21 protein-coding genes and 3 pseudogenes are annotated in these 25,295 nt (G+C 44.8%); 4 read left to right on the plus strand and 20 right to left on the minus strand.

Annotated elements, in window-relative coordinates; all coding sequences use genetic code 11:
• Positions 1-316: 316 nt before the first annotated feature.
• The 13 genes and pseudogenes from pnpS to dnaE form a co-directional block, all read right to left on the minus strand.
• Positions 317-2,122 (minus strand): two-component system histidine kinase PnpS, encoded by a 1,806-nt coding sequence (pnpS, locus tag JCM19039_RS12300; protein ID WP_042427587.1) that lies wholly within the window; start codon positions 2,120-2,122, stop codon positions 317-319.
• On the minus strand, positions 2,119-2,841 hold the full coding sequence (locus JCM19039_RS12305; protein WP_042427590.1) for a response regulator transcription factor: 723 nt from the start codon (positions 2,839-2,841) through the stop codon (positions 2,119-2,121). Before JCM19039_RS12305 ends, pnpS begins: the two co-directional genes overlap by 4 nt.
• Positions 2,842-3,006: 165 nt before the next feature.
• Entirely contained in the window at positions 3,007-3,228 is a 222-nt protein-coding gene (gene tatA, locus JCM19039_RS12310; RefSeq protein ID WP_042398593.1) for a twin-arginine translocase TatA/TatE family subunit, read from the minus strand.
• A 198-nt stretch (positions 3,229-3,426) separates the two neighbouring features.
• Positions 3,427-4,371 carry a malate dehydrogenase gene (gene mdh / locus JCM19039_RS12315; RefSeq protein WP_042427593.1) on the minus strand — a complete coding sequence of 315 codons (945 nt, stop codon included), beginning with the start codon at positions 4,369-4,371 and terminating at the stop codon, positions 3,427-3,429.
• A 25-nt stretch (positions 4,372-4,396) separates the two neighbouring features.
• Positions 4,397-5,664 (minus strand): annotated as a pseudogene (gene icd / locus JCM19039_RS12320) (NADP-dependent isocitrate dehydrogenase).
• Between the two features lie 59 nt (positions 5,665-5,723).
• A complete protein-coding gene (gene citZ / locus JCM19039_RS12325; protein ID WP_042398586.1) occupies positions 5,724-6,839 on the minus strand; it encodes a citrate synthase in 1,116 nt (371 codons plus the stop codon).
• Positions 6,840-7,359: 520 nt separating this feature from the next.
• Positions 7,360-7,734 (minus strand): FxsA family protein, encoded by a 375-nt coding sequence (locus JCM19039_RS12330; RefSeq protein WP_052398762.1) that lies wholly within the window; start codon positions 7,732-7,734, stop codon positions 7,360-7,362.
• A 44-nt stretch (positions 7,735-7,778) separates the two neighbouring features.
• Complete coding sequence (gene pyk, locus JCM19039_RS12335; protein ID WP_042427599.1) at positions 7,779-9,533, minus strand: pyruvate kinase; 1,755 nt, start codon at positions 9,531-9,533, stop codon at positions 7,779-7,781.
• 18 nt (positions 9,534-9,551) lie between these two features.
• Positions 9,552-10,511 carry a 6-phosphofructokinase gene (gene pfkA, locus JCM19039_RS12340; protein WP_042427602.1) on the minus strand — a complete coding sequence of 320 codons (960 nt, stop codon included), beginning with the start codon at positions 10,509-10,511 and terminating at the stop codon, positions 9,552-9,554.
• A 34-nt stretch (positions 10,512-10,545) separates the two neighbouring features.
• Positions 10,546-11,490 carry an acetyl-CoA carboxylase carboxyl transferase subunit alpha gene (gene accA / locus JCM19039_RS12345; RefSeq protein ID WP_042427605.1) on the minus strand — a complete coding sequence of 315 codons (945 nt, stop codon included), beginning with the start codon at positions 11,488-11,490 and terminating at the stop codon, positions 10,546-10,548.
• A complete protein-coding gene (accD, locus tag JCM19039_RS12350; RefSeq protein WP_042427607.1) occupies positions 11,487-12,371 on the minus strand; it encodes an acetyl-CoA carboxylase, carboxyltransferase subunit beta in 885 nt (294 codons plus the stop codon). The genes accA and accD overlap by 4 nt, the downstream gene beginning before the upstream one ends.
• A 104-nt stretch (positions 12,372-12,475) precedes the next feature.
• Complete coding sequence (locus tag JCM19039_RS12355; RefSeq protein WP_042427608.1) at positions 12,476-13,711, minus strand: NADP-dependent malic enzyme; 1,236 nt, start codon at positions 13,709-13,711, stop codon at positions 12,476-12,478.
• Positions 13,712-13,894: 183 nt separating this feature from the next.
• Positions 13,895-17,218: a DNA polymerase III subunit alpha gene (dnaE, locus tag JCM19039_RS12360; RefSeq protein ID WP_042427610.1), complete on the minus strand. Its 3,324-nt coding sequence runs from the start codon at positions 17,216-17,218 to the stop codon at positions 13,895-13,897.
• 115 nt (positions 17,219-17,333) lie between these two features.
• On the opposite strand from dnaE, the gene JCM19039_RS12365 reads away from it, so the two are divergent.
• Positions 17,334-17,672, plus strand: coding sequence for a YtrH family sporulation protein (locus tag JCM19039_RS12365; protein WP_042398575.1), 339 nt, complete (start codon positions 17,334-17,336; stop codon positions 17,670-17,672).
• Complete coding sequence (gene ytrI, locus JCM19039_RS12370; RefSeq protein WP_152550199.1) at positions 17,642-18,172, plus strand: sporulation membrane protein YtrI; 531 nt, start codon at positions 17,642-17,644, stop codon at positions 18,170-18,172. Before JCM19039_RS12365 ends, ytrI begins: the two co-directional genes overlap by 31 nt.
• Here ytrI and JCM19039_RS12375 read toward each other — a convergent pair.
• Positions 18,156-19,115: a bifunctional oligoribonuclease/PAP phosphatase NrnA gene (locus JCM19039_RS12375; protein WP_042427612.1), complete on the minus strand. Its 960-nt coding sequence runs from the start codon at positions 19,113-19,115 to the stop codon at positions 18,156-18,158. The two genes, ytrI and JCM19039_RS12375, sit on opposite strands and share 17 nt — an antisense overlap.
• Before the next feature lie 73 nt (positions 19,116-19,188).
• On the opposite strand from JCM19039_RS12375, the gene JCM19039_RS24445 reads away from it, so the two are divergent.
• Positions 19,189-19,512 carry a YtpI family protein gene (locus JCM19039_RS24445; protein WP_042427614.1) on the plus strand — a complete coding sequence of 108 codons (324 nt, stop codon included), beginning with the start codon at positions 19,189-19,191 and terminating at the stop codon, positions 19,510-19,512.
• Positions 19,513-19,542: 30 nt separating this feature from the next.
• On the opposite strand, the pseudogene JCM19039_RS12385 reads toward JCM19039_RS24445, so the two are convergent.
• The 6 genes and pseudogenes from JCM19039_RS12385 to JCM19039_RS12410 all read right to left on the minus strand — a co-directional run bounded on the left by JCM19039_RS12385 (position 19,543) and on the right by JCM19039_RS12410 (position 24,587).
• Positions 19,543-20,852, minus strand: a pseudogene (locus JCM19039_RS12385) (DRTGG domain-containing protein).
• A gap of 102 nt (positions 20,853-20,954) precedes the next feature.
• The gene (locus tag JCM19039_RS12390; RefSeq protein ID WP_042427617.1) at positions 20,955-21,206 is read right to left on the minus strand and encodes a hypothetical protein; all 252 of its coding nucleotides are present in this window, start codon (positions 21,204-21,206) and stop codon (positions 20,955-20,957) included.
• A 216-nt stretch (positions 21,207-21,422) separates the two neighbouring features.
• A complete protein-coding gene (locus JCM19039_RS12395; RefSeq protein WP_042427785.1) occupies positions 21,423-22,103 on the minus strand; it encodes a metal-dependent hydrolase in 681 nt (226 codons plus the stop codon).
• 66 nt (positions 22,104-22,169) lie between these two features.
• Positions 22,170-23,286 (minus strand): annotated as a pseudogene (gene ald, locus JCM19039_RS12400) (alanine dehydrogenase).
• Positions 23,287-23,354: 68 nt separating this feature from the next.
• On the minus strand, positions 23,355-23,744 hold the full coding sequence (locus JCM19039_RS12405) for a hypothetical protein (protein WP_042427620.1): 390 nt from the start codon (positions 23,742-23,744) through the stop codon (positions 23,355-23,357).
• Between the two features lie 78 nt (positions 23,745-23,822).
• Positions 23,823-24,587 (minus strand): SDR family oxidoreductase, encoded by a 765-nt coding sequence (locus tag JCM19039_RS12410; RefSeq protein WP_042427623.1) that lies wholly within the window; start codon positions 24,585-24,587, stop codon positions 23,823-23,825.
• Positions 24,588-24,831: 244 nt separating this feature from the next.
• On the opposite strand from JCM19039_RS12410, the gene JCM19039_RS12415 reads away from it, so the two are divergent.
• Positions 24,832-25,269 (plus strand): universal stress protein, encoded by a 438-nt coding sequence (locus tag JCM19039_RS12415; protein ID WP_042398556.1) that lies wholly within the window; start codon positions 24,832-24,834, stop codon positions 25,267-25,269.
• The last annotated feature ends 26 nt before the right edge of the window (positions 25,270-25,295 follow it).

The raw sequence follows: 25,295 nt of genomic DNA on the forward strand, positions 1-25,295 counted from the left end.
TAAAGAAAGCAAACTTGCGCGCAGAATGTGAAAACTAGCGCGCACAATGCGAACGATGCCCTGCCCCACCCGGTATAATTGGAGTGATTCCGCTTTTGTCCACAATGGAATCTCTACATTCTAGCATCCCATGAATTTCTTTCGTTCCTATCAGTCGGGATACTCCACAATTTGCAGAAGACGGTGGGCCTCGCCTGCCAATACGCTTCATATAAAAACGTACATACAAAAATTGGAGTACAGATCAAAAACGATCTGTACTCCGATTTTACGTTAGAAGCTTTTAGACAGCCCTTTTTATAGTTCTTAAATCAAGTCAACGCACGAGTGCCTCAATCTTCGGAACTCGGTTTGTTTCATTTGTTACTGAGCATGGTAAGCGAACGGTAAAGGTTGTTCCTTTGTTCACTGTACTTTCTGCAGTAATTGTACCTTGCTGAGCTTCTACAAGGTGTTTGACGATGGCCAAACCTAAACCTGTTCCACCTGAATTTCGGCTACGGGCACGATCGACCCGGTAGAACCTTTCAAAGATTCTAGGCAAAGACTGTTCATCAATACCAATTCCGTTGTCTTTTACTTGAATGACGCAACGCTGATTCTCCTCGTCTCTAAACGCCTCCACAGTTACATGTCCGTTCTCTGGCGTATACACAATCGCGTTGGTGACGAGATTAATGACGAGCTGTTTAATTCTCGCTGCGTCACCGACCATTTCCATTTCTTCGTGGAATCGCTCCTCAAGTCGAATGTGTTTTTTCTCTGCTTTTTTATGAAGAAGTGTCAATGATTCAGAAATGACTTCAGTCAACAAAAAAGCGGAAGGATGAAGTTGAAACGTGTGGTGCTCAATACGTGATAGCTCAAGCAAATCTTCAATAAGGTCCTGGAGTCGACTGCTTTCTTTCCCAATGATTTCTAAAAATTGCTTTCGAATGACTGGGTCCTCATGTGAGCCATCCAACAATGTTTCAGCAAAACCTTTCAAGGAAGTGACGGGCGTCTTTAATTCATGTGATACGTTAGCAACGAAGTCTTTTCTCATCTGCTCTAACCGCTTTAAATCTGATATGTCATGCAACACGATAACCACACCTTCTAGTTCACTACGCTCACTCATAATCGGTGTGCCGTACACCTCATAATAGCTCTGATTGGCTGGCGACGTGACAAGGCGCAATCGATCTTGCTTGTTTTCTTCGGTCATAAACACCGATTGAATAAAGTTTACAAGGGTTTGCTCGGATATAATTTCGTAATATAACCCTTCGAATTCTTCTCCATCAGCAAAGATTTCTCTTCCAATTCGGTTTGCTACACTGACAATCCCGTGACGGTTTATAAAAATGAACCCGCTTCCCATATGATCAATAAGTGCCCGCAATCGGTCATGCTCTCGTTCATATCGTCTCGTTGTTTTGTCTAAGTTCAATGCCAGTAAGTTAACAGATCGAGCAAGTTGACCGATTTCATCGCTAGAATCATCATAGGCTCGCGCTTTGTAGTTGCCTTTCACCAATTGCTTTGACATTTCAGTGAGCTCATAAATCGGTCGAGTGAGCTGATGACCGACCCGGTATCCGAGGATCATGATGATAAGGAGTGCTGCCGAGAAGCTAATGCCAATAAACAGCCAAACCCGACCGGTCGCCTCGTGAATGTGCTCAATGTTAAGGGCCATTCGAACAAACCCTTCCACATTTTCACCGTTTCCGATCGGCTCTGCGTAATAGAGCATCTCTTCATTGACAGATTCGCTCGTTCTCACCTCAGCCGTATCATCTACCCCTGCATTTCTAATTTCGGGTCTTTGCAAATAATCAACTGTGCTGGCTTCATAACTTGCATGGCTTTCTGCGATGACCGCTCCTTCGTCGTTAATCACGGTAATCCTAGCATCAAGCTGCTTGCTAGCTTCTTCAATATAAACGTCAAGTGACTGGTCTTCGTCTAATGGGTTGATTTGCAATGCTAGAAGTTTTGTTTCCTTTTGCAACCTGTCCACCGTTTGCTCCATGTTCATCTCATTCATCAGCGAACCGAGGAGCAGACCGAGGGCGGTTAGTACCGTAACGATGATGAGTAATAATGAAAACATTAAACGCGCACGAAAGGTATTCATCGGCTTCGTGGATTCTCCATTTTATACCCGAGCCCACGTACCGTTTTAATATAGACAGGTTTTTTCGTATTCGGTTCAATTTTCTCTCGCAAATGACTAATGTGCACATCTACAATTCTTGTGTCCCCGACAAATTCATAATTCCAAATTGCTTTGAGCAACTGATCACGTGTAAGTACACGTCCTTTATTGTTCACCAAATATAGGAGCAACTCAAATTCTTTTGGCGTTAACTCTAGGCGTGATTCCCTTATATAGGCCTCATGATAATCTGGATATACATCCAAATCTCCAATCGATTGCTTTTCATTGGCATCTTCTTCTGTCTGTTGATTTTGTTCTTTGCCCGACTGCTCTACACGCCGTATAATCGCACGCACTCTAGCAATTAATTCTCTCGGACTAAACGGCTTCGTCAAATAATCATCAGCGCCAAGTTCCAACCCTAGCACTTTATCAAACTCTTCGTCTTTTGCCGTCAGCATTAAAATAGGCGTTGTAACTTGTTGCTCCCGCAGTCTTCTACACACTTCCAAGCCATCAAACACCGGCAGCATCAAATCCAAAACGATTACATCATACACATGAGCGAGCGCTTGCTCTACGGCTTGTTCACCGTCTACTGCAGCGTCTACGACATAGCCTGCTTGCTCAAAGTTATATGTGAGTAGCGTAACAATGGATGGTTCATCATCAACAACGAGAATTCGATAGCTCATGAACGTGGCTCCTTTTATGTATAACAATCTGTTCTTATATCGTAATCGAACGACTGACACTGCTCAAGCAAACCTCTACGATCTTTACCAATTCTTCGCAGTCTTTACAATGCCTTAAAACAACACAAAGAAACTGACACAGCGTATGTGTCAGTTATGAGTCCATTATGATTGATGTTGTTTACCGGTTTCTGTCGTTGTTGGTTGCTCAGCAATATCTTTACGGTCCGGCTCATCGTCCATCATCTGCTTCGTAGATTTCTTAAACTCAGAGAGTGTCTTGCCGAACGCGCCACCAATTTCAGGGAGCTTTTTAGGCCCAAAGATTAAAAGCGCAATCACAAGAATGAGAATTAAACTCGGAATGCCAATATTTGGAATGCCCATCGTATTTCCTCCTTCAAAATATGTCGATTACGTAGCGTAAGTATGATTAGTGTGACCTGGAAACTTTGAAATATACTACGGACTCATCATATCATATTGTTACGCTTCGGACAAAAACAAATTACGACGATTTTCCAAACATAAGAAAGTCAGATTCAAAACAAAAACCGGCAACGACCGGTTTTTTGTTTTTCATTCTTATTGTTTAGGAAGAGCTTCCATGACGTTACGAACAGATGCAATAGACGTAGCAAATTGTTCTTTTTCATCATCAGTAAGATCAAGCTCAATGATCTTCTCAATGCCATCTCCACCTAGTACCGTCGGTACACCGACATAAACATCTTCATACCCATACTCTCCTTCAAGGTAAGCAATGGATGGGAGAATGCGCTTCTTATCTTTAAGAATCGCTTCTACCATTTGTGTAAGAGATGCTGCAGGTGCGTAATATGCACTTCCATTTCCGAGGAGGGATACAATCTCACCGCCGCCTTTACGTGTGCGCTCTACAATTGCATCGATGCGCTCTTGTGAAAGCAAGCTTGTTAGCGGTACACCGCCAACACTTGAATAGCGAATGAGTGGAACCATATCATCACCATGGCCACCAAGAACAAATCCTTGCACGTCTTCTACCGAAAGCTTGAGCTCTTGAGCGACAAACGTACGGAAACGAGCAGTATCCAATACACCTGATTGTCCAATGACACGGTTTTTCGGGAAACCGGATGCTTTGTATACAGCGTAAGTCATGGCGTCAGCTGGATTTGTAAGCACAACAATGTACGTGTTCGGTGAGTGCTTCACAACTTGCTCAGTAACAGATTTCATGATGTTCGCATTCGTGTTTACAAGATCATCACGGCTCATGCCTGGCTTTCTTGCAATACCTGCTGTAATGACGACCACATCTGAATCTTTTGTTTCGCTGTAATCAGAAGTACCTACTACGTTCACATCCGCACCTTCAACAGGTGTTGCTTCAAGCATGTCCAAAGCTTTTCCTTTTACAGGACCATCTTGGTCAGGAATATCAACGAGTACAACGTCTGCGAGTTCTTTTTGTGCAACCATTAGCGCCGTGGACGCTCCTGTGAAGCCTCCGCCAATAACGGACACTTTTCTGCGTTTAATAGCCATTCGATTTGCCTCCTAGGAATCTACCTTACATATTTTTAATGAGTTCGTCTGCAAACTCGGAGCATTTCACTTCTTTAGAGTTGTCCATAAGACGCGCGAAATCATACGTGACAACTTTGCTTGCAATTGTTTTGTCCATTGCCGCAGTGATAAGTTCAGCAGCTTCGTTCCATCCAAGGTGGCGTAGCATTAATTCACCAGAAAGGATAACAGATGAAGGATTTACTTTGTCTTGACCTGCATACTTTGGTGCTGTTCCATGAGTCGCTTCGAAGATGGCATGTCCAGTGTCATAGTTAATGTTTGCACCAGGAGCAATTCCAATTCCGCCTACTTGAGCTGCGAGTGCATCGGAAATGTAGTCACCGTTCAAGTTCATTGTCGCAACAACTTCAAATTCTTTTGGACGTGTAAGAATTTGTTGTAAGAAGATATCTGCAATCGATCTTTTACGATAATCTTACCTGCAGCTTCAGCTTCATCTTGTGCTTTGTTTGCTGCGTCTTTGCCTTCTTTTTCTACGATTTCATCGTATTGGTTCCACGTGAATACGCGATCTCCAAATTCACGCTCAGCAAGGTCATAACCCCAGCTCTTAAACGCACCTTCAGTGAATTTCATGATGTTTCCTTTGTGGACGAGAGTAACACTCTTACGACCTTCATCAAGAGCGTATTGAATTGCAGAACGTACGAGTCTTTCCGTACCTTCCTTAGAAACCGGCTTGATTCCAATACCCGATGTTTCTGGGAAACGGATGTTTTCAGAGCCCATTTCATTGCGGATGAAGTCAACGACTTTCTTCGCTTCAGGCGTTCCTTCTTTGAATTCAATTCCTGCATAAATGTCTTCAGTGTTTTCACGGAAGATGGCCATGTCTACTTCTTCAGGACGCTTAACTGGTGAAGGTACACCTGTGAAGTGACGCACTGGACGAAGGCACGTATAGAGGTCAAGTTTTTGGCGAAGCGCTACGTTTAGAGAACGAATTCCACCGCCAATTGGTGTTGTTAATGGTCCTTTAATCGCGATGAGATATTCACGAATTGCATCTAGAGATTCTTCTGGCAACCACTCACCTGTTTGGTCATGTGCTTTTCCACCAACGAGAATCTCCTTCCATTCGATTGCTTTTTTTCCGTCATATGCTTTCTCTACCGCAGCATCAAGAACGCGAGAAGCCGCTGCCCAAATGTCAGGACCGATACCATCGCCTTCAATATATGGAATGACTGGCTTGTCTGGAACGTTGAGTACACCGTTATTTACTGAAATCTTTTCACCGTTTGCCATCGTTAAAATGACCTCCTATAAATTGGGTTAAATTAAACGTACGTTACGAATTCGTAAGCTTAACGCTCTTCAAGAGGAACGTAAGAGCGCTTATCTGGACCGACATATTCAGCGCGTGGGCGAATGAGACGGTTGTCGCTATATTGCTCAAGAATATGCGCATTCCATCCTGATACTCGGCTTACAGCAAAGATCGGTGTGAATAGATCATGATCAATGCCTAGGCTATGGTACATCGACGCTGAATAGAAATCGACGTTCGGTAAAAGACCTTTACTATCCGTCACTTTCTTTTCAACAGCAAGACTCATCTCATACCACTTATCTTCACCGGTGATGTCGGCAAGTTTTTTGGACATCTCACGCAAATGCTTCGCACGTGGATCTCCATTCTTGTACACGCGGTGTCCAAAGCCCATAACCTTTTCTTTTTTATCAAACATATCTTGAATATAGCTATCAACATTTTCAGGTGTGTCAATTTCAGATAGCATTCCCATTACACGCTCGTTCGCTCCACCGTGTAATGGCCCTTTAAGAGCGCCAATTGCGGCTGTAATACCTGAATAGAAATCTGAAAGTGTAGCCACACAAACACGAGCGGTAAATGTCGAGGCATTCAGTTCGTGGTCTGCATGAAGAACCAATGCTTTATTAAATGCATCTGTCGCCGTTTCATTCGGCTCCTCACCGTTAAGCATGTACAAGAAGTTTGCAGCGAAACTTAAATCTTTTTTAGGCGCCACTGGTTCTTTGCCTTCACGAATTCTTGCAAATCCCGTAACGACAGTCGCTATTTTCGCTTGCAACTTTACAGCAATGCGCTTCGCTGTCTCGATGTCACTCTCGTCAGCTTCAGCGTCATACAACCCGAGCTGAGAGACCGCTGTGCGAAGTGCCGCCATTGGATGTACGTCAGCAATCGGATACGCTTTCATATAATTAAAAATCTCTTCGGGAACTTCCATATTCTCAACCAACTGTTGAGAAAATGATTGAAGTTCTTCTTTATTTGGAAGCTGTCCGTTCCAAAGTAAGTACACGACCTCTTCAAAAGAAGATTTCTCTGCTAAATCATCAATGTGATACCCTTGGTACGTGAGTACATCATCAATAATTGAGCTTACACTTGAAGTCGTTGCGACGACTCCTTCTAGACCTTTAGTTTGACTCATTACAATCTCTCCCTTTTGTAACAAGAATCCGTTTTTGAATGATGATCAAAGTATAGAATTTCTATTCCCGACCATCATTATGCGTTTCTCAAGAAAATCTCTCTGCAGACGTGTATAAGCAGACAGATCGTAGAAACGAGAAGGCTGCTGTGACTAGAAAAATTCGCGCACCATGAATGTCTATAAGGTAACTCCGTTTTTTTGCGTTGTTATCCCTATCCGTTTCTTATTCTTAGATAACGATGTCCTCATCGTCGGTTCGAGCACTCATCATCGTATATACTATGGCGCTTTACGATTTCTCCAGTTTTTTCAACATCCTCTATTATAAACATTATTCATCCTTTTGTGAACGAAAACTTACAAATCTTTTTTAATATGTCTTTTTGTATACAAGCATTTCAGAATGGATAACCGTTTGTATACTAGGAATGATGACGTTTTGCTACTTTCGGTTCCCACATATTACTAGCTAGGCGTTTTCGGTTGCCCGCATAAGAATAAGAGGGACTCTGCCCTCTTATCTTTTAATGACGATAAATTTACCACTCGCCATCATTTTATGGAACGTGTGCGTCAGGAATGCTCTCACATAGTTACGAGTAAACGGAACGAGGAGAATAAAGCCAACGAGGTCGGTGACAAATCCCGGTGCGATCAGTAAAAATCCAGCGAGCAAAATGCACACCCCATCGATTGCCGTACCGGTAGGCACTTCACGATTATTGACTTGCAACATAAACACCTGCCAAGCTTGGCGGCCTTGGCTCCTTGCCATGAGAAAGCCAATAACACTCGTTGCGAGCATTAGAAAGACTGTCCACCCGACACCGAGCCAACTCCCGACCATCCAGATGCCGAGAATCTCTATAATTGGGATGAGTAATAATAACAATACGATAAATCTACCATCTACATTCTCCTCCTCTCTTCGTTCACCTATAACACACTTGCATGTCCTTTATAAATATCGCCACGCGCACTATCTACGGTAAGTTCCTCACCATCTTCAAAGATCCGAATCGCATCACTTACACCGACAATCACCGGAATGCCAAGCGTTATGCCTACAACAGCAGCGTGGCATGTGAGTCCACCTTCTTCGGTTATGACAGCGCTCGCCTTTTCAAAAGCAGGCATCATATCTTTATCGGTGCTACGCGTAACGAGGATGTCGCCAGGTGACATTCGTTCGTTTGCATCATTTGCCTGTTCAGCGACAACCGCTCGGCCACTAGCCGTCGTTCTGCCAATGCCTTGACCTTTCGCAGCAACTTCTCCAATCACGTGAACTTTCATGATATTCGTCGTACCGACTTTCCCTACTGGAACTCCGGCGGTAATCACGACCAAATCACCATGTTGGACTTCATCGTTTGAGAGAGCAACGGAAACCGTTTCATCAAACATTTCATCGGTCGTTTCGACCTTCGTACCTAGCAATGGATGTACGCCCCAAACGAGGTTTAAGCGTCGTTGCACACGCTCATCACTCGTAACCGCAATGATCTTAGCTTTCGGTCGGTACTTCGATACGAGGCGAGCGGTGTACCCACTTTCTGTCGCTGTTAAAATTGCAGAGCTATTCAAAGCTAGTGCAGTCTTAGATACCGCCTGACTAATCGAGTTCGTAATTGTCGTGCGGCTCTCCTCCGCTACGGCTGTGAGTAATCCTTCGTAATCGAGAGCAGATTCTGTACGTGTTGCAATATTGCTCATCGTCTCTACTGCTTCATACGGATAATCGCCGGCTGCGGTTTCACCAGACAACATAATCGCATCGGTACCATCAAAAATCGCATTGGCAACATCGCTCGCTTCTGCGCGCGTCGGCCTAGGATTTCGTTGCATGGAATCAAGCATTTGGGTTGCGGTTATGACCGGTTTTGCCATCGCATTGCTTTTCTTAATGAGCTGCTTTTGTACGAGAGGAACTTCTTCAGGTGGAATTTCCACACCGAGGTCCCCTCTTGCAACCATGAGGCCATCTGACACTTCGAGTATCTCGTTAATGTTCTCGACGCCTTCTTCGTTTTCAATCTTAGGGATAATGTGTGTATCCTCTGCACCATGAGCTTCGAGCAGTTCACGAATTTCCAACACATCAGAAGCACGACGTACAAATGAAGCAGCGATAAAATCGACGCCTTGTTCAATCCCAAAGCGGATGTCTGCTGCATCTTTGTCAGTCATTCCAGGTAAATTCACTTTTACTTTCGGCAAATTTACCCCTTTTTTATTCTTTAACAATCCGTTATTCATAACCGTTGCCCGGACGTCCTTGCCTTCAATGGCATCGACAGACAGTCCGATGAGTCCGTCATCTAACAAGATAACGTTCCCTGGCTCAACATCTTTGGCAAGGTGTGGATACGTCACTCCGATGCGCTCTTTCGTCCCTAGCACTTCTTCGCCAGACACAATGATGGACGTGCCCTTCTCTAAGTGAATCCCATCATCTTCCATATTAAAGGTACGAATCTCTGGACCTTTAGTGTCTAGTAAAATCGACACGTTTTTGCCGACTTCTTGAGCTGCCTCGCGAATTTGTAGGATGCGATTCTCGTGTTCTTCATGATTTCCATGGGAAAAATTCAAGCGAGCGACATTCATACCTGCTTCAATGAGCCGCTTCAGCATGGCTTTGTCTTCTGAAGCAGGACCAATCGTTGCGACGATCTTTGTTTTTCGCATACTAGACCTCCTGTTCGGTTAGATTGAAAGTTCTTGGGAAAGCTTGTACATCGTATAGTCAACTTCGTGCTTTTGTTTCAATGCAGCGTCAATTGGCTGGTCGACGAGTTCATTGTTTACGATACCGACCATCTTTCCAGCTTCACCAGCTAGAAGTAATTCCACCGCTTTGGCTGCGAGTCGGCTCGCAAGCACCCGATCAAATCCAGTCGGGGACCCGCCACGTTGAATATGGCCTAAGACGGTTACCCGTGTCTCAAGCCCCGTTTCTTCTTGAATTTTATTCCCGAACTCCACACCGCTGCCGACACCTTCGGCAACAATGATAATACTATGCTTCTTTCCACGACGATGACCTCTTAACAAACGATCAACAACTTCATGAATATCATGGGGCTGTTCAGGGATTAAAATGGTTTCTGCACCATCAGCAAGACCTGACCATAGTGCAAGGTCACCTGCATCGCGACCCATCACCTCGATGACGTACGTTCGCTCGTGGGATGTAGCCGTATCTCTAATCTTGTCGATGGCGTTAATGACCGTGTTGAGTGCAGTGTCAAATCCGATTGTGTAATCGGTGCCTGGTACATCATTGTCGATCGTTCCAGGGACACCTATTGTCGGGAACCCTCGTGCGGTCAACGCTTCTGCACCTCGAAAGGAGCCGTCTCCACCTACCACTACGAGCCCTTCAATGCCACACTTCTTCAAATTGTCGACGGCTGCCTGCTGACCTTCCGGTGTTTTAAACTCTTCACACCTCGCCGTATAGAGCATCGTTCCACCTCGGTGGATAATATCTCCTACATCTCCAACTTCCAGTTTATGAATATCATTACTAATGAGGCCTGCATACCCGTAGCGCACCCCATATACTTCAACATCATGAAAAATTGCTTTCCTGACGACTGCTCGAATGGCTGCATTCATTCCAGGCGAGTCGCCTCCACTCGTTAAAACACCTATTCGTTTCATCTCTCTCACCCCTTATTTTGGGTCACTGTCTGTTTTAGAGGCCGATCCGACTAAATTTATCGTACCGTTGTTCCCGTAATTGTTCTCCACTCATCTTCATTAGTTCCGTCAAGTGTTGATCCAAAACGCCATCGATGTAGCCCGCCTGTTCCTTAACGTTGTGGTGTGCACCACCTCTTACTTCTCGGATGACACCGTCAATAACCCCTAGTTCACTAAGGTCTGGGGCAGTGATTTTCATCGTCTCTGCCGCACGTTGAGCAAGTGATGCGTCCTTCCAAAGAATGGCTGCGGCACCTTCAGGAGATATGACGGAGTAGGTTGAGTTCTCCAGCATGAACATACGGTTGCAAACCCCTAGCGCTAATGCGCCTCCGCTACCACCTTCGCCAATGACAATGCCAATTGATGGCACCGTAAAACCGCCCATCTCTAATAAGTTTCGGGCAATGGCTTCGCTTTGACCTCGCTCCTCTGCCGCTTTACCAGGGAATGCCCCTTTTGTGTCGACAAGGCAAATAATCGGTCTTCCAAACTTATCGGCCTGCTTCATCAACCGTAAAGCTTTCCGATATCCTTCTGGGTGTGGCATACCGAAATTACGTTGTATGTTCTCTTTTGTATTACGTCCTCGCTGATGTCCGATAATCGTAACGGGCTGTCCTTTGTAATAAGCTAACCCACCGACAATCGCATCGTCATCGCCAAAAAGACGATCACCGTGGAGCTCAATAAAATCTGTGAATAGATGTTCAATGTAATCGTACGTAGTGGGTCTCTCTGAATGGCGTGCAATTTGCACGCGTTCCCAAGGCTTTAAATGATCATAGATTTGGGACTCTACTTGTTGAAGTCTTCCTTCCAGATAAGAGATCTCGTCTTCCAAATCGATATCTTTATCCTTCGTGAAGTTCTTTAATTCGTCAATTTTATTTTGAAGTTCGACAACAGGTTGTTCAAACGGAAGCTTTTGTGTCATTGTGCACTTTGTCCTCCTTGGTTGCCCTGGTGGTCTACTGCGTGCATCTTAATTATGGTTACAAGCGTTTTGTGAATGTTTTTACGATCAATGACCCCATCAAGTTGTCCATGATCAAGCAGGAACTCTGCCGTTTGAAAATCATCGGGAAGTTCTTCACGAATGGTCTGTTCGATAATTCTCCTGCCGGCAAAACCAATAAGTGCACCTGGCTCAGAAAAATTGTAGTCGCCAAGTGATGCAAAGCTTGCGGACACCCCGCCCGTCGTAGGATGGGTCATAAACGAAATAAAAGGTACACGGGCTTCATCAAGCTTTTTGAGTGCAACCGACGTCTTCGCCATTTGCATTAAACTTAAAACGCCCTCTTGCATCCTTGCTCCCCCTGAAGCGCTAAACATAATAAATGGGGTTTTCGTTTCGATCGCGGCTTCGATGGCTCGTTTAATCTTCTCCCCAACGACCGTTCCCATACTCGCCATCCGAAATCGTGGGTCCATCACACCGATGATGACCGGGTAGCCATCCATTTCCCCAGCACCCGTAACGACAGCTTCATTCAGACCGGTCTTTTGCTGATCTTTCTCTAGCTTCTCTTCATAATCCGGGAAATCGAGCGGGTTATGAGAGAGCATTCCAATATCAAATTCCTTGAATGTCCCTACGTCAATTAGGCTATTTATTCGGTCTCTTGCCGTTAACCGGAAATGATGGTTGCACTCAATGCATACATTATGATGCTTTTTTAGTTCTCGAGAATACATAATGGTTTTGCAGCTCGGACACTTTGTCATCACACCGTCATTCATTTTGTTCGGTTGTGTTCGTTCCGATGGAATCGTTGCATACTTTCTTTTTTTAGAAAACAAATCTTTGAACATGCTATCACCTCTCTCTTGCTCTCGCCCGCTCGCACTACGGTCATACAAATGGTTAAAAACGACCGTCTCGTGAGACGATCGTTTCTGTACCTCGTCGTATCGAGCTATTCTTCAATCATAGCCATTTCACGCGTGCGCCTTTTGACTTCCTCTGGATCTGCCTCTTTGCGGGCAACACCCGTCTCCATTGCCGTCCTCGCAACCGCAGCCGCAACCTCAGGAGCGACGCGTGGATCGAACGGTGCAGGAATGACGTAATCTCGAGTGAGTTCTTGATCAGTAATGAGGTCAGCAATGGCATACACAGCGGCACGTTTCATCTCTTCATTGATATGTGTGGCATTCACATCCAATGCCCCTCTGAATATACCAGGGAACGCTAATACGTTATTCACTTGATTAGGGAAATCGGACCGACCCGTTCCAATAACACTTGCTCCAGCAGCTTTTGCATCCTCAGGCATAATCTCTGGATTTGGGTTCGCCATCGCAAAAATAATGGCATCGTCGTTCATGCTCTCGATCATTTCTTTTGTCAACGCGCCCTCAACAGACACGCCGATAAACACATCGGTTCCAGCAATCACATCTTCCAAAGATCCGGTTTTCTTCGCGGAATTCGTGACTTTAGCAATCTCCTCTTTAATCGGGTTCATTCCACTGGAACGCCCTTCATAAATGGCACCACGGCTATCACACATGACAATTTCGCGTACACCCATGCTTTGGAGTAGCTTTACAATCGCAATACCTGCAGCTCCTGCACCGTTCGCAACGACTTTGATGTCAGATAACTGGCGGTTGGTTACTTTCAATGCATTAATTAGTCCTGCAAGCGTCACAATGGCTGTACCATGCTGGTCATCATGGAAAATCGGAATGTTCGTTTCTTTCTTCAAACGCTCCTCAATAATAAAACAGTTTGGTGCAGCGATATCTTCGAGATTAACGCCCCCAAATGTCGGTTGCATCAATTTCACCGTTTCGATGATTTGCTCTGGGTCAGACGTGTCTAAGCAAATTGGGAACGCATCAACACCAGCAAACGACTTAAACAAAACTGCTTTTCCTTCCATTACTGGAAGAGACGCTTCTGGACCGATGTTTCCGAGTCCTAAAACCGCACTTCCATCAGAAACGACAGCGACCATGTTTCCTTTCATTGTGTACTCAAAAACTTTTTGTTTATCGTTAAAGATTTCTTTACATGGTTCAGCAACGCCCGGTGAATAAGCTAGACTTAGATCTTTGCTATTTCTTACGGGAATCTTGGACTTTGATTCGAGTTTTCCTTGCTTCATTCTATGGATGTGCAATGCTTCTTCTCTCGTTGTTGGCATGTATGTCCACACTCCTTCACCAAGTGTATTATTTTGTACAGCCGTCCGCATAGAACAGTTCGTATTCATCTGTTGAATCCGAGACGCCTGCACGGGTAGGTTCATGTATTCATGTCGTACAGATGGTCTCTATTATAACAAACTGTATCAGTGCAATCACCCTTTTACATGTAAACTCAGACTCTATTTTTTGACAACGTTTTCTTCACCAATCACTTCACGAAGTCGCAACAACAGATCAGGATGAATTTGCGCAGCATACTCCGCTGACAACTCATAAAGTTGCTTCTGTTTGTCGTCGTATACAAGTACTGGGGAGAAGCCTGGGAACACGGTAAGGTGTCCTTTAATGGCCCGTAACGTTTTTTCTCGATTCATGTGTGCAGGAACTTTCAAGTATAGCGTTTCTGCTTGTTGTTTTTCAGATTGACTTAAATCAAGCACTTGGCTAGCAAGAAGCTGCTTTTGTTGGCGCCTTTGTTCAACTTTCCCTTGGATGAGTATATATTTTCCTTCATGAAGGGCGTCATAGACGTGCCGATACACTTCGGGGAATATGACGATTTCCATTTCTCCAGTCTCATCACTTAGCTGCAAGAAAGCCATTGTTTGCCCATTCTTTGTCCGAATGGTCGTGACGACATCCGCTCGACCTGCAACCCAAGCACGGTTTGCTACTTCAAGTGCAAGCACTTGAAGTAGCGTTTTTGGATTTCGAATACTTGCAACATGAGCATAATGAGACAATGGGTGGCCACTTAAATAAAAACCAGTCATTTCTCGTTCGTATTCTAGCTCTTCAAGTTTCGTAAAAGGCACTGCATCGGCAAAACGGAAATCCCCTTCCCCGCTATGGAACAACGTGCCAATGTCTTCTGCAAAATCGACAAACTCTAACGCTCGATCAATTGACTGCAAGAGGGTGGAACGATTCCACTCAAAAGCATCCATCGCCCCTGCTTTTACTAAGTTTGCGATTGTTTTACGATTCAACCCGATGGACTTTACACGTCGACAAAAGTCAACGAACGTATGATAATTTCCATTTTCCTTTCGTTCATCAACCATTCGGTGAGCCATTTGTTTCCCAATCCCCGTTATGCTTTGGAGCGGAAATCGTATACCTTCTCGTTCCATCGTAAATTCATAGCCACTTGTTTGAATGGAGGGTGGATAGACTTTCCATCCTCGTTCTTTAATTTCGGCAATCGTCCGTTGCAATCGCGTGCGATCATTGCCAATCGTGTTCAAGTAAGACATGTAAAATGCTAACGGGTAGTTCGCCTTGAAGTACGCTATCTGATAGGCAATGAAACTATAAGCAACCGAGTGGCTACGGTTAAACCCGTAATCAGCAAATTTAACAATCCATGCAAACAATTGGCCGGCCATTGTCTCGCTAAACCCTTGGTCTTTGGCACCGTGAATGAAGCGTCCCTCTTCACGCTCAAGTTCTTCTTTATTCTTTTTACTTACCGCTCTTCGGAGCAGATCGGCATCGGCTAAAGAGTAACCTGCGATCGTTACCGCCACACTCATCACCTGTTCTTGGTAAACCATCACCCCATACGTTGATGAGAGGATTGCCTCCAATGCCGGATGGGGGTAAGACACAGTTTGTTGATTTCTTTTTCCGCGGATAAATGTGTCGATTTGTTCCATCGGACCCGGACGATAGAGGGCATTAACAGCCACCAAGTCTTCAAATTGATTTGGCTTTAATTTGCGCAGTACCCGCTGCATGCCCGCGGATTCAAACTGGAACACGCCCGTCGTCTGGGCAGATTGCAATAAAGAATACGTCAACGCATCATCCAAAGGTACTTCTTTCGGATGAATATCAACGCCCGCATTCGCTTTCACAGCCTTTTGGATATACTCAAGCAACGTCAAATTTCGAAGGCCTAACAAGTCAATCTTTAAAAGACCAAATGCTTCTAAATCTTCCATCGGCAACTGCGTGACGGTAATGCCTTGGTCATTTTTCATCGTTGGAATGACTTCTTGCAGTGGCCGCTCACTCAGAACAACCCCCGCTGCGTGCAAGGATGTATGCCTCGGCAGCCCCTCGATGGCAGATGCAAATTCGTACAATGAATAAGCTTCTTCATTTTCTTCGAGCAGTGTAGCCAAATCTTTGCTCTCTTCTCGTGCGGCTCGTAAATGTTGTGCTTGTTGAGGCAAGAACTTCAGCATTCTTTCTAGAAGAGCTTCCCTCACCCCTAGCGCTTTAGCCGCATCTCGAAGCGCCGCTCTTTTCCCAAACGTCCCAAACGTAACGATCTGTGCCGTCCGCTCCTCTGAATAGCGAGACATCACATACCTCATTACCTCGTCCCGTCGATGATCAGGAAAGTCAATATCAATGTCAGGCAATGAAACGCGTTCAGGGTTTAAGAAGCGCTCAAACAAAAGATCATAGGCAATCGGATCAACATCTGTGATGAATAAGCAATAGGCGACAATGGATCCAGCAGCTGAGCCCCTGCCTGGACCTGTTAAGATCCCTTTTTGTCGTGCGTAATCCATAAAGTCCCAAACGATTAAGAAATAATCTTCGTAGTTCATATTCTCAATTACGTGTAGTTCTTTGTTTATTCTTTCTTGAACTGAGGCGGTCACTTCTGAATATCGTTTTTTTGCTCCGGTCATCACTAAATTTCGCAACGTAAATTCAACCGTGTCTTGACCGCTTCTGTATACAGGCAAAGACGTTTTGATCTGATCGAGCTGAACCTCACATGTACGTTGAATGTGGCGAGCATTGTGCAGTGCTTCTTCATCTGAAGGCCAACGCCTGTTCACTTCACTCGGGTCAAACAGATACGACTCATCCCGCCATTCGTAACGATTCACATCATCAATCGGTCGATCTGTCTTCACCGCAGTAAGCAGCTGTTTCACACGTTCGTCTTCACGCGTAAGCATCGTTACATTCCCCGTCGCCACAAGAGGAACATCATGCCCCTTCATCAATTGTCTCCACTGTTCATGGTGATGCAAACTCGCTTGTGTTTCAGGTAAAATTCCTGCAAACAGACGGTCACGGTGCACGTGTTTACGCCAAAATGAAAGGCTACGCTTCGCTGCCTCATCATCACCTTTTTCTATATGATGAGCAATCGGATGTGAAGATTCAGGTAGAACGACGATCACTCGGTTGCTTGTCATTTCTAGCAGTTGCTCAGCCGTGAGTGCCGTCGCTTTCGACATCAAATACGAAGATACCTTTAATAAATCTTCATATCCCCGATTATCCAGCGCGTACAGAAGCACCGAACCTTTCGTTTCATGACAAAACATTTCTGCTTCCAAACCGATAATCGGTTGGATACCGTGACGTAGGCACGCATCGTAAAATTTCCGAGCGCCGTGCATGACGTTAAGATCGGTGAGGGCAAGCGCGTCATAATCGACCGCCGCTTGCTTAACGAGTTCCTCAATGCGGCACGTACTCGAGAGTAAGGTGTATTCACTTTTTACTTGCAAATGGACGTATGACGGCATTCATTTTCCTCCTTGCAAGAAATACCGGTGATTTCATTCATAACTTGGCCCACTTTTTGATATACATAATGCTAATAGACGTGTTTGTCTAGCTGATCAGAAAGGGGCGCGACAAATGTTCAGCAGAGAGTTTGCCGCAACACTTGTCATTGATTTCTTCGTTGCTTTTGGTGTTGTATTGGGTGGTGCACTGATTGGTGGTATTGGTGCGTTTATTATCGGAAAGCCTCCGCTTACAGCGATTCACGACCTTGCAGGTAGTCTAAAGATTTGGGCGCTTGTAGCAGCAATTGGAGGCACCTTTGATGCCATTACAAGCCTTGAGAGAGGACTTTTTGCAGGTACACACATTGATATTTATAAGACGATATTCATGGTATTGTCTGCACTTTCAGGCGCAAATGCAGGTGCTCTCATTATCCAATGGATTACTCAGGAACAAATGTACCCATGAGAATTCCACCTTTTCATAAACGACCGAACTGGCAACGTTTTTTGGCGGGTGTGCTCATCGGAATCCTTGTCGGTTGGTCTGTGTTCGTATTTCAGTTTGGGAACATCCATGAACGAACCGTTGTAGAACTGCGTAAAAACGAGCTCAAAGTTGCGCAATTGGAAGACCAAATTGAGCTTCTCCTCGCGAGAGAAGAAGAGCAAAATGAAGATGAAGAAACGTTAACGATCGAAGGGATCGAGATTACGTTTGAAAACGAACGGGAAAGCCGACTCAGTGAGTTAACGTTGTTTGATCTTAGGCAACAAGCAATTGATGAGCTTGAACCCCTCTTACATCAAGAGTTATCGAATGTCGCAAGCAATCAAGAACTCGTCATTCGCACAATTGAAAATAAGCGTTTTAGCGTGAATGATCATGAATATATGCTCGTCGTGAACCGGGCAATCTTCTATTCAACCCTTGCCATTCACGCTGACATTGTTACGGTGTCTGATTAGCTGTGAACGAACTGGCGAGTGCATTCAACTCAGAAACGATTGCGGCGATTTCAGATTCATCTTTAGCAAGCGCACCTGCAGCAAGCGGATGTCCGCCTCCTCCGTACCTTTCTGCCAAACCGTTAATGACCGGTGCTTTCGAACGCAATCGAACCCGGAACGTTCCGTCACTAAGTTCAACGAACATGACCCAAGCCAATAACCCATCAACATCGGAAATTGAATGAACGAGCGCAGATGACTCGTTTACGCTCACATTGTACTTATCCAATTGGTGACGGCGGATCGTCATGACCGAAACACCTGCTTCACTGAGCGCAACCTCGCTTAATACTTCTCCTTCCAGTTGGACGAGCTGGAGTGGTTTCTTATAAAGATTTGCGAACAGCGTCCGTAAATCAATATTGTTTTCAAATAAAACACTCGCGGCCTTTAGCGTGTCCGACGTCGTATTCGGATGGCGGAAGCGCCCGGTGTCTCCAACAATGCCTGCGTACAACAACGTAGCCGCCGCATCTGACATCTTCCAACCATTCGGCTTTGCTACATCTACATACCACCGAGTCACCATCTCTGATGTGGAACTACACTCGGTATCCACCCATTCTTCATCCGCGTATTGATCAATCGGTGGATGGTGATCAACTTTAAACGTCGCTAAGGCGTCTTCATACTGCTTACCATCAATGCGTTCACGGTTTGCTGTATCACAGATAATGACGAGGGCGCGTTTCCACACATCTGCTGGGACATTGTCCATCGTTGCAAGAAACGAAAGGGAAGGTTCGTCCTCACCTGCCATGTAAACCGTTTTATTCGTATTTAATTGAATGAGTTCTGCCAACCCTTTTTGTGAACCGAACGCATCGGGATCGGGGCGAACGTGTCGAACGATAATAATCGTGTCATGTTTTTCGATCGTGTCGAATAAGTTTTGCTTCACTGTCACTTCTCCTCTGTTGTGCTTCACATTTTGTTCCTGTACACTAGAATCGAAACTAGAAAGGGGACTCCACATGGCTTTTTTCTCGATTGCTGTCATTCTCATTATTACCGTTGCAATTGCGCTTTACGTCTATTATAAATATAAGCGATTTCGTGTGAATGGTGAACATCTAAAGCAATGGTATCAAACAAAGGCAATGATCGCACTTGGCGTATTCATCCTTGCCCCTGGTGTACTGTTCTTGTTTTCTTTCCGCGGCTGGGTAGACCTCGTTGTAGGTGCAGCATTTGCAATACTCGGCGGAATCTTCGTCTACTACGGTGTTCGCTCAAACAAGATCATTCGTCCGTACGCAAAAGAAGAAGTCGAGGCGCTTCGCTCTCAGCAAAATTAATACGAAAAACAGCTGCTCTTGCGGCTGTTTTTAACGTTCTAATAGTTGCGCTGTCATTAACCCTTTTCCAACGAGCTCATCTTTGAAAAATAGCTCAACGTCCACTTTTCCACTTTTTCTACTCACTTCTAGTATCTTCCCTTTCATTTCAATAAAGCTCTCAATTTGAACCGGCTTCAGGAAGTATAAAGATAGATTTTCCACAACGACATCTCCACGCTTATGACGACGCAATAACCGACTCCCTACCTCGGTGACGAGTGTCGATAACACGCCGTATGAAATCATCCCAATTGGATTTGTCATTTGCGGAGTGAGATGGCACACGTAATCATAGACAGTTCCTGTCGGCGCTTCTTCCACTTGCCTCGTGACGACGTCGTCCAACGTATCCCCGACGTGCGGTTGTCTTTGGGCCATTTGCAACGCTTTGAGCACATCTTGACGGCTAATGACCCCTACGAGTTTCGCCTCATCATCGATGACTGGCAAAAGTTCAATGCCTTCCCACACCATAATGTGCGCAGCCGAAGCAAGAGACATCGAAGCTTGAACAGTAATTGGATCTTTCGTCATCACTTTCTCTACGGGTGTACTTTCTTTCATTGAGAGAATATCTTTGGCCGCAACCATCCCTTGTACTTTCATCTCATGATTTACGACCGGGTACCGGCTATGGCTCGTTTTGGCGTTTAGTTGATGCCACCGCTCAACCATATTATCTGTCGTTAGAAAGTAGGTTTCTTGGAGCGGAATTAAAATGTCTTCAACGACGACAATCTCTTTTTTGATCAACTGATCATAGATCGCTCGATTAATCATGCTCGCTACTGTAAATGTATCATAACTCGTCGTAATAATAGGTAACGACTGTTCATTGGCATACTGAATAATCTCTTCATTTGTTCCAAACCCACCGGTGATAAGCACCGCCGCTCCAGCCTCTAATGCAAGTCGGTGCACTTGATAGCGATTTCCGACAATCAAGAGGTTGCCAGGCTCTACATAACGCATCATGGCTTCCATTTTCATCGCCCGATAACAAATCGTTGCAACGTTTTATGTAATCCGCCCCTGCCACCGAGAACTTGTCCATCAACAATGTTCACAACTTCTGCAAAGGTGAGATGATCAATATTTTCTTTTAACTTTTGTTCCACCCTTATCGTTCCGACTCGCTCAATGGTCGTCACAAGTCCTTGATTCTCTGCTTCTTTAATTGCTCGATAGGCCGTTCCTTCACTCACGTGTAACGCTTTGGCAATTTGTCGAACGGATATTTTTTCGCCGATGTTTAATTGCGAAATGTATTGTAAAATTTGTTCATGTTTTGTACTCAAAAGCGCATCACCTCATTCTTTATTACAAGTTACCATTCCGCGCACCTAGAAAACTTGGCCTTGTGCCAAGTTTTTTCTAGGTGCGCTAGTCGTTGTTCAAGTTCAAAGGCGAGCACGCCCTCGTTCACTTACGGTAGATTCTTCTTTTGTCCGCCATTCTGTTGCATGACGAAGGACCCTTTTTCGGTTCGTTAACAACAAAGAGAGGTTTCCCCCGATGACGAGCAAGCAAAACGCAAACCAAAACAAGGAAAACCATCCCGCCAAACCTGTCGAGCCTAAATAGAACTGTTCGATTCCATGATAAAGCAAAAAGCCAGCAACAAGTATACAAATCCATAAGCGTAACCGCATCGCTTGTGCACCTCTTTCAAAAAGTGTCTGTCTTTACCACCTTATGCAAAAAGCAAATGCACTATGCTCGTACACGTGTGTGACCAGAAGGATTAGACGACGTATCGCTAATAAAACACCCCAACCGTTCCTTTTAACAATAACAGTTGGGGTGTTGAACAAATAGAGCTCCTGCAATGATTCGCACGAAGCATGAACTTTCATTACGTAGTCATGTTATATCTGGACAGACTCTCCAGGTTTCAACGCATTCCCTTGAACGGGTGCAATCGAATCGACGAATGCATCACCATCTTGTTCAATTAGCGGGAACGTATTGTAGTGGACTGGAATGACAAGATCAGGCTTTAACCATTCCGCAGCAAGCTTCGCATCCGCAGGTCCCATCGTGAAATTGTCACCAATTGGCAGGAATGCAGCTTTGAGATCATATTGCTCGCTGATAAGCTTCATGTCAGAGAACAGAGATGTGTCACCGGCATGGTAAATGGTCTTGCTTTCAGCAGTAAACAATATGCCCGTTGGCATTCCAAGATAAATAATTTGACCGTCTTCTTCTTGGAACGACGAGCTATGAAACGCTTGTGTTAGTTTCACGTGACCAAATGGAAACTCATATCCTCCACCAATATTCAATGGATGTGTCTCTAACCCCTTCCCACCAAGATAGGTGGCAAGTTCATGAGTGGCCACAACGAGTGCTCCACTTCTTTTAGCGATATCCACGGTGTCACCTAAATGATCAGCATGACCGTGTGTTAATAGAATCGCATCTGGGTTCACATCTTCTGGTGAAATGTCGCACGTATCATTTCCGGTAATAAATGGATCAATAAGGACCGTATAGTCTCCTGATTGAATCTCTACAAAAGATTGTCCATGGAATGTCAGGTTCATCTTCATCACCCTTTTCATAGATTCATCTCTAGTCTATTACCGGTTTGTACGTTGTATAAACGTCGATTACGATTGCAGTGCCTCTTCCATCGATGTGTAAGGGAAGTTCATCGCTTCTGCAACGGCTCGGTACGTCAGCTTTCCATCAATCGTGTTCAAACCTTTACTAAGCGTCACATCTTCTCGGAATGCTTTGATAAGCCCTTTGCTTGCCAGTGCAGATACAAACGGCGTAGTCACATTCGTCAACGCAATGGTAGACGTACGAGGTACGGCGCCTGGCATGTTCGCAACTGCATAGTGTAACACATCATGTTTCGTATACACCGGGTCATCATGTGTCGTAATCCGATCGGTTGTTTCAAAAATCCCGCCTTGATCAATCGCAATATCGACGAGTACTGATCCAGGTTGCATCTGTTTAATCGTCTCTTCTTTCACAAGCTTCGGTGCCTTTGCTCCTGGAATGAGCACAGCACCAATAACAACATCCGCTTCTTTTACGGATTGTTCGATCGTGACAGGATTAGAAACAAGAAGGTTCACAGATGAACCAAATAAGTCGTCCAATTCCCGCAAGCGCTGTGGCTTAAGTCAAGGATCGTGACACTCGCACCGAGACCAAGAGCAATCTTAGCAGCATTCGTACCGGCTACCCCACCTCCGATGATGGTTACCTTTCCACGCTGAACTCCTGGAACTCCTGCAAGAAGAATGCCTTTGCCGCCTTTTGTTTTCTCTAAATACTGCACACCCATTTGTGTCGACATCCTACCCGCTACTTCACTCATCGGTGTAAGCAAAGGCAAAGACCCATCTGGAAGTTGTACCGTTTCATAAGCAATCGATGTTACTTCATTCTCTAAAAGAGCTTTCGTAAGTTCTTCTTCAGCGGCAAGGTGAAGATATGTAAACAACAACTGCCCTTTTCTAAAGTACTGATACTCATCTTTGACTGGCTCTTTCACTTTAACGATTAGATCTTTCGACCACGCTTCTTCTGCCGAATCGACAATTATGGCACCAGCTTCGATGTATTGTTCATCCGTAAACCCTGAACCTACACCTGCAGACTTTTCCACGAATATTTCATGGTTTTGACGTGTAAGAAGAACAACACCGGTTGCGTCATCGCCACACGGTTTTCTTGATTTTTCACTTCTCTGGGTACGCCAATCTTCATTTCCCCACGCCCTTATCATTATAGGTTGGCTTTCATTATCTCTCTCAAAGATAGACTATACGAGGGGATTAATCAACCAGCACTTGGTCATTTTTCCATCGCCACGTGTACAGTTCACTATCTTTATTGCGCCAACGAACATCCATCGACTTTAACTTAGGAAATAACTCCTTAATTCGGCCTGCAAGCTGATCGGAAGTGACTCGTTCATCTACGTGCAGCTGCTCGGACATATTATCCACGTGCACTTTCGCGTCTTCTGCTCTGAGCACATGATCTCCGTCCTGAAACTCATAATAATCGGGATTATCGTACTTCCATTGGTACACATTATCCTTTGTTTCAATCGTAACTCTTAAAGAAAAGCTTTCCATTAACTCATCAGCGTGCGCTTCTTCGACAAAGGACCCAGCAAACAACAAACATAAAAGCATCAAAAACGATACGTATCTTCTCACGACTGTGATCACCTCTACTGTATAAGATGACCATTGTTGGTGACTTTATACAATGATTCCAGCTGTCGCTATATCGTTTTATTCGTGCCTTCGTTGATGAAGAACATCCACTCCACCAGTCACTTCAACGATGCTTCCAGTTACCATGTCCGCATCCTCATGAATCAAAAAAGCAATCGTTCTCGCAATATCTTCTCCTGTCCCTGAGCGACCTACTGGCGTTTCTTCATCAGGAATTTGACGGCTCGTTTCAATCGAGGCTTCTTTCATCTCACCAACAATTTTGCCTGGCACAACCATGTTTGCTGTAATCCCGTGCGGTGCTTCTTCGAGGGCGAGCGTTTTGATGAATGAAGCGAGTCCTGCTTTTGCTGCCCCGTAGGGTCCACGATACAGCCATCCAGGGGCATGTCCAACATCTTGAAAGCCGTATGCAATAATTCTTCCGTACTTTTGTTTGCGCATTACGGGCAGTGCATACTTCACCATTTGAAACATGCTTGTCAAGTTTCCCGTTATCATTTCATCCCATTCAGCGTTTGTATAGTCAAAGATCTTCTTTCTCTCAAATATATACGGTCCTGCATTGTTTACGAGCACATCTAAACGGCCAAAATGATCGATTGCTGTTCTGAACAAATGCTCAATGTCATCGCTCTTTGTCACGTCTGCCTGTACAGCTAACAGCTTGGCGCTATCCACATCGAGATCTGTTTTTAGAGCGTCTACGGATGCCCAGTCACTCCGGTAACTGATTGTGACAACGTATCCGTTTTTAATGAGCATTTCTGTCACTTTACGTCCCAATCCCTTTGAACCTGCGGTTACAAGTGCATGCTTCATGCCGTCTTCCTCCAAACTACACATCGTTACTCACGATCTTACTATGTTTCGTAGTAGATAAAAAGCATGAGACCTTTAAATGCCTTCTTTCATTCATTTTCGTCAATTTTTTCTCGATCTACTTAAAAACCCTATTGAATAGGTTTAAAATTGGTGCATAAAGGTAACACCTAACATAGAAGAACTGTTATTATTATCTTGCATTGATTTTACGTTTACTTAAGTTATGTGAGGAGGAGTCATTGTGCGTCGCTATAACAGAATACTTGTAGGGGTGGACGGTTCTACGGAGTCGAACTATACGTTTGACCAAGCATGCGAATTTGCTGCAGACCAAGGAGCAAAGCTGTTCATCGTTACCGTCATTGATACAAAATCCTTTGCTACCATCGAACGGTTTGATCGTCAAATTGTGAAACGTGCAGAAGAACAAGCGAAAGAAACGTTAGAGAATTACAAAAAGCAAGCAAAAGAAAATGGTGTCGAAGAAATTGAAACGGTTCTCGACTTCGGGTCTCCAAAAGTCAGAATTACACGCTATATCGCGCCAAAGTATGACATTGATTTAATCATGGCAGGAGCTACAGGTGCCAACAAAGTTGAACGGATTGTAATCGGTAGTGTGTCAGAAGCCATCGTTCGACAAGCAACGTGCGATGTGTTGATTGTACGCCGTAAATAAAACGAGTGTGGGCATATGACCCACAC

Source organism: Geomicrobium sp. JCM 19039 (genome assembly GCF_000698145.1).
Taxonomy (GTDB): domain Bacteria; phylum Bacillota; class Bacilli; order Bacillales; family Marinococcaceae; genus Geomicrobium_A.

Excerpts from the sequence above, each read along its gene's own strand:
- JCM19039_RS12365 (WP_042398575.1), top strand. The coding sequence starts at position 17,334 with ATGTTCAGCAGAGAGTTTGCCGCAACACTTGTCATTGATTTCTTCGTT.
- pnpS (WP_042427587.1), bottom strand. The coding sequence starts at position 2,122 with ATGAATACCTTTCGTGCGCGTTTAATGTTTTCATTATTACTCATCATC.
- dnaE (WP_042427610.1), bottom strand. The coding sequence starts at position 17,218 with ATGCCGTCATACGTCCATTTGCAAGTAAAAAGTGAATACACCTTACTC.
- tatA (WP_042398593.1), bottom strand. The coding sequence starts at position 3,228 with ATGGGCATTCCAAATATTGGCATTCCGAGTTTAATTCTCATTCTTGTG.
- JCM19039_RS12355 (WP_042427608.1), bottom strand. The coding sequence starts at position 13,711 with ATGCCAACAACGAGAGAAGAAGCATTGCACATCCATAGAATGAAGCAA.
- citZ (WP_042398586.1), bottom strand. The coding sequence starts at position 6,839 with ATGAGTCAAACTAAAGGTCTAGAAGGAGTCGTCGCAACGACTTCAAGT.
- accD (WP_042427607.1), bottom strand. The coding sequence starts at position 12,371 with ATGTTCAAAGATTTGTTTTCTAAAAAAAGAAAGTATGCAACGATTCCA.
- JCM19039_RS12410 (WP_042427623.1), bottom strand. The coding sequence starts at position 24,587 with ATGAAGCATGCACTTGTAACCGCAGGTTCAAAGGGATTGGGACGTAAA.
- pyk (WP_042427599.1), bottom strand. The coding sequence starts at position 9,533 with ATGCGAAAAACAAAGATCGTCGCAACGATTGGTCCTGCTTCAGAAGAC.
- JCM19039_RS12395 (WP_042427785.1), bottom strand. The coding sequence starts at position 22,103 with ATGAACCTGACATTCCATGGACAATCTTTTGTAGAGATTCAATCAGGA.
- JCM19039_RS12305 (WP_042427590.1), bottom strand. The coding sequence starts at position 2,841 with ATGAGCTATCGAATTCTCGTTGTTGATGATGAACCATCCATTGTTACG.
- accA (WP_042427605.1), bottom strand. The coding sequence starts at position 11,490 with ATGACACAAAAGCTTCCGTTTGAACAACCTGTTGTCGAACTTCAAAAT.
- pfkA (WP_042427602.1), bottom strand. The coding sequence starts at position 10,511 with ATGAAACGAATAGGTGTTTTAACGAGTGGAGGCGACTCGCCTGGAATG.
- mdh (WP_042427593.1), bottom strand. The coding sequence starts at position 4,371 with ATGGCTATTAAACGCAGAAAAGTGTCCGTTATTGGCGGAGGCTTCACA.
- JCM19039_RS24445 (WP_042427614.1), top strand. The coding sequence starts at position 19,189 with ATGGCTTTTTTCTCGATTGCTGTCATTCTCATTATTACCGTTGCAATT.
- ytrI (WP_152550199.1), top strand. The coding sequence starts at position 17,642 with ATGGATTACTCAGGAACAAATGTACCCATGAGAATTCCACCTTTTCAT.
- JCM19039_RS12390 (WP_042427617.1), bottom strand. The coding sequence starts at position 21,206 with ATGCGGTTACGCTTATGGATTTGTATACTTGTTGCTGGCTTTTTGCTT.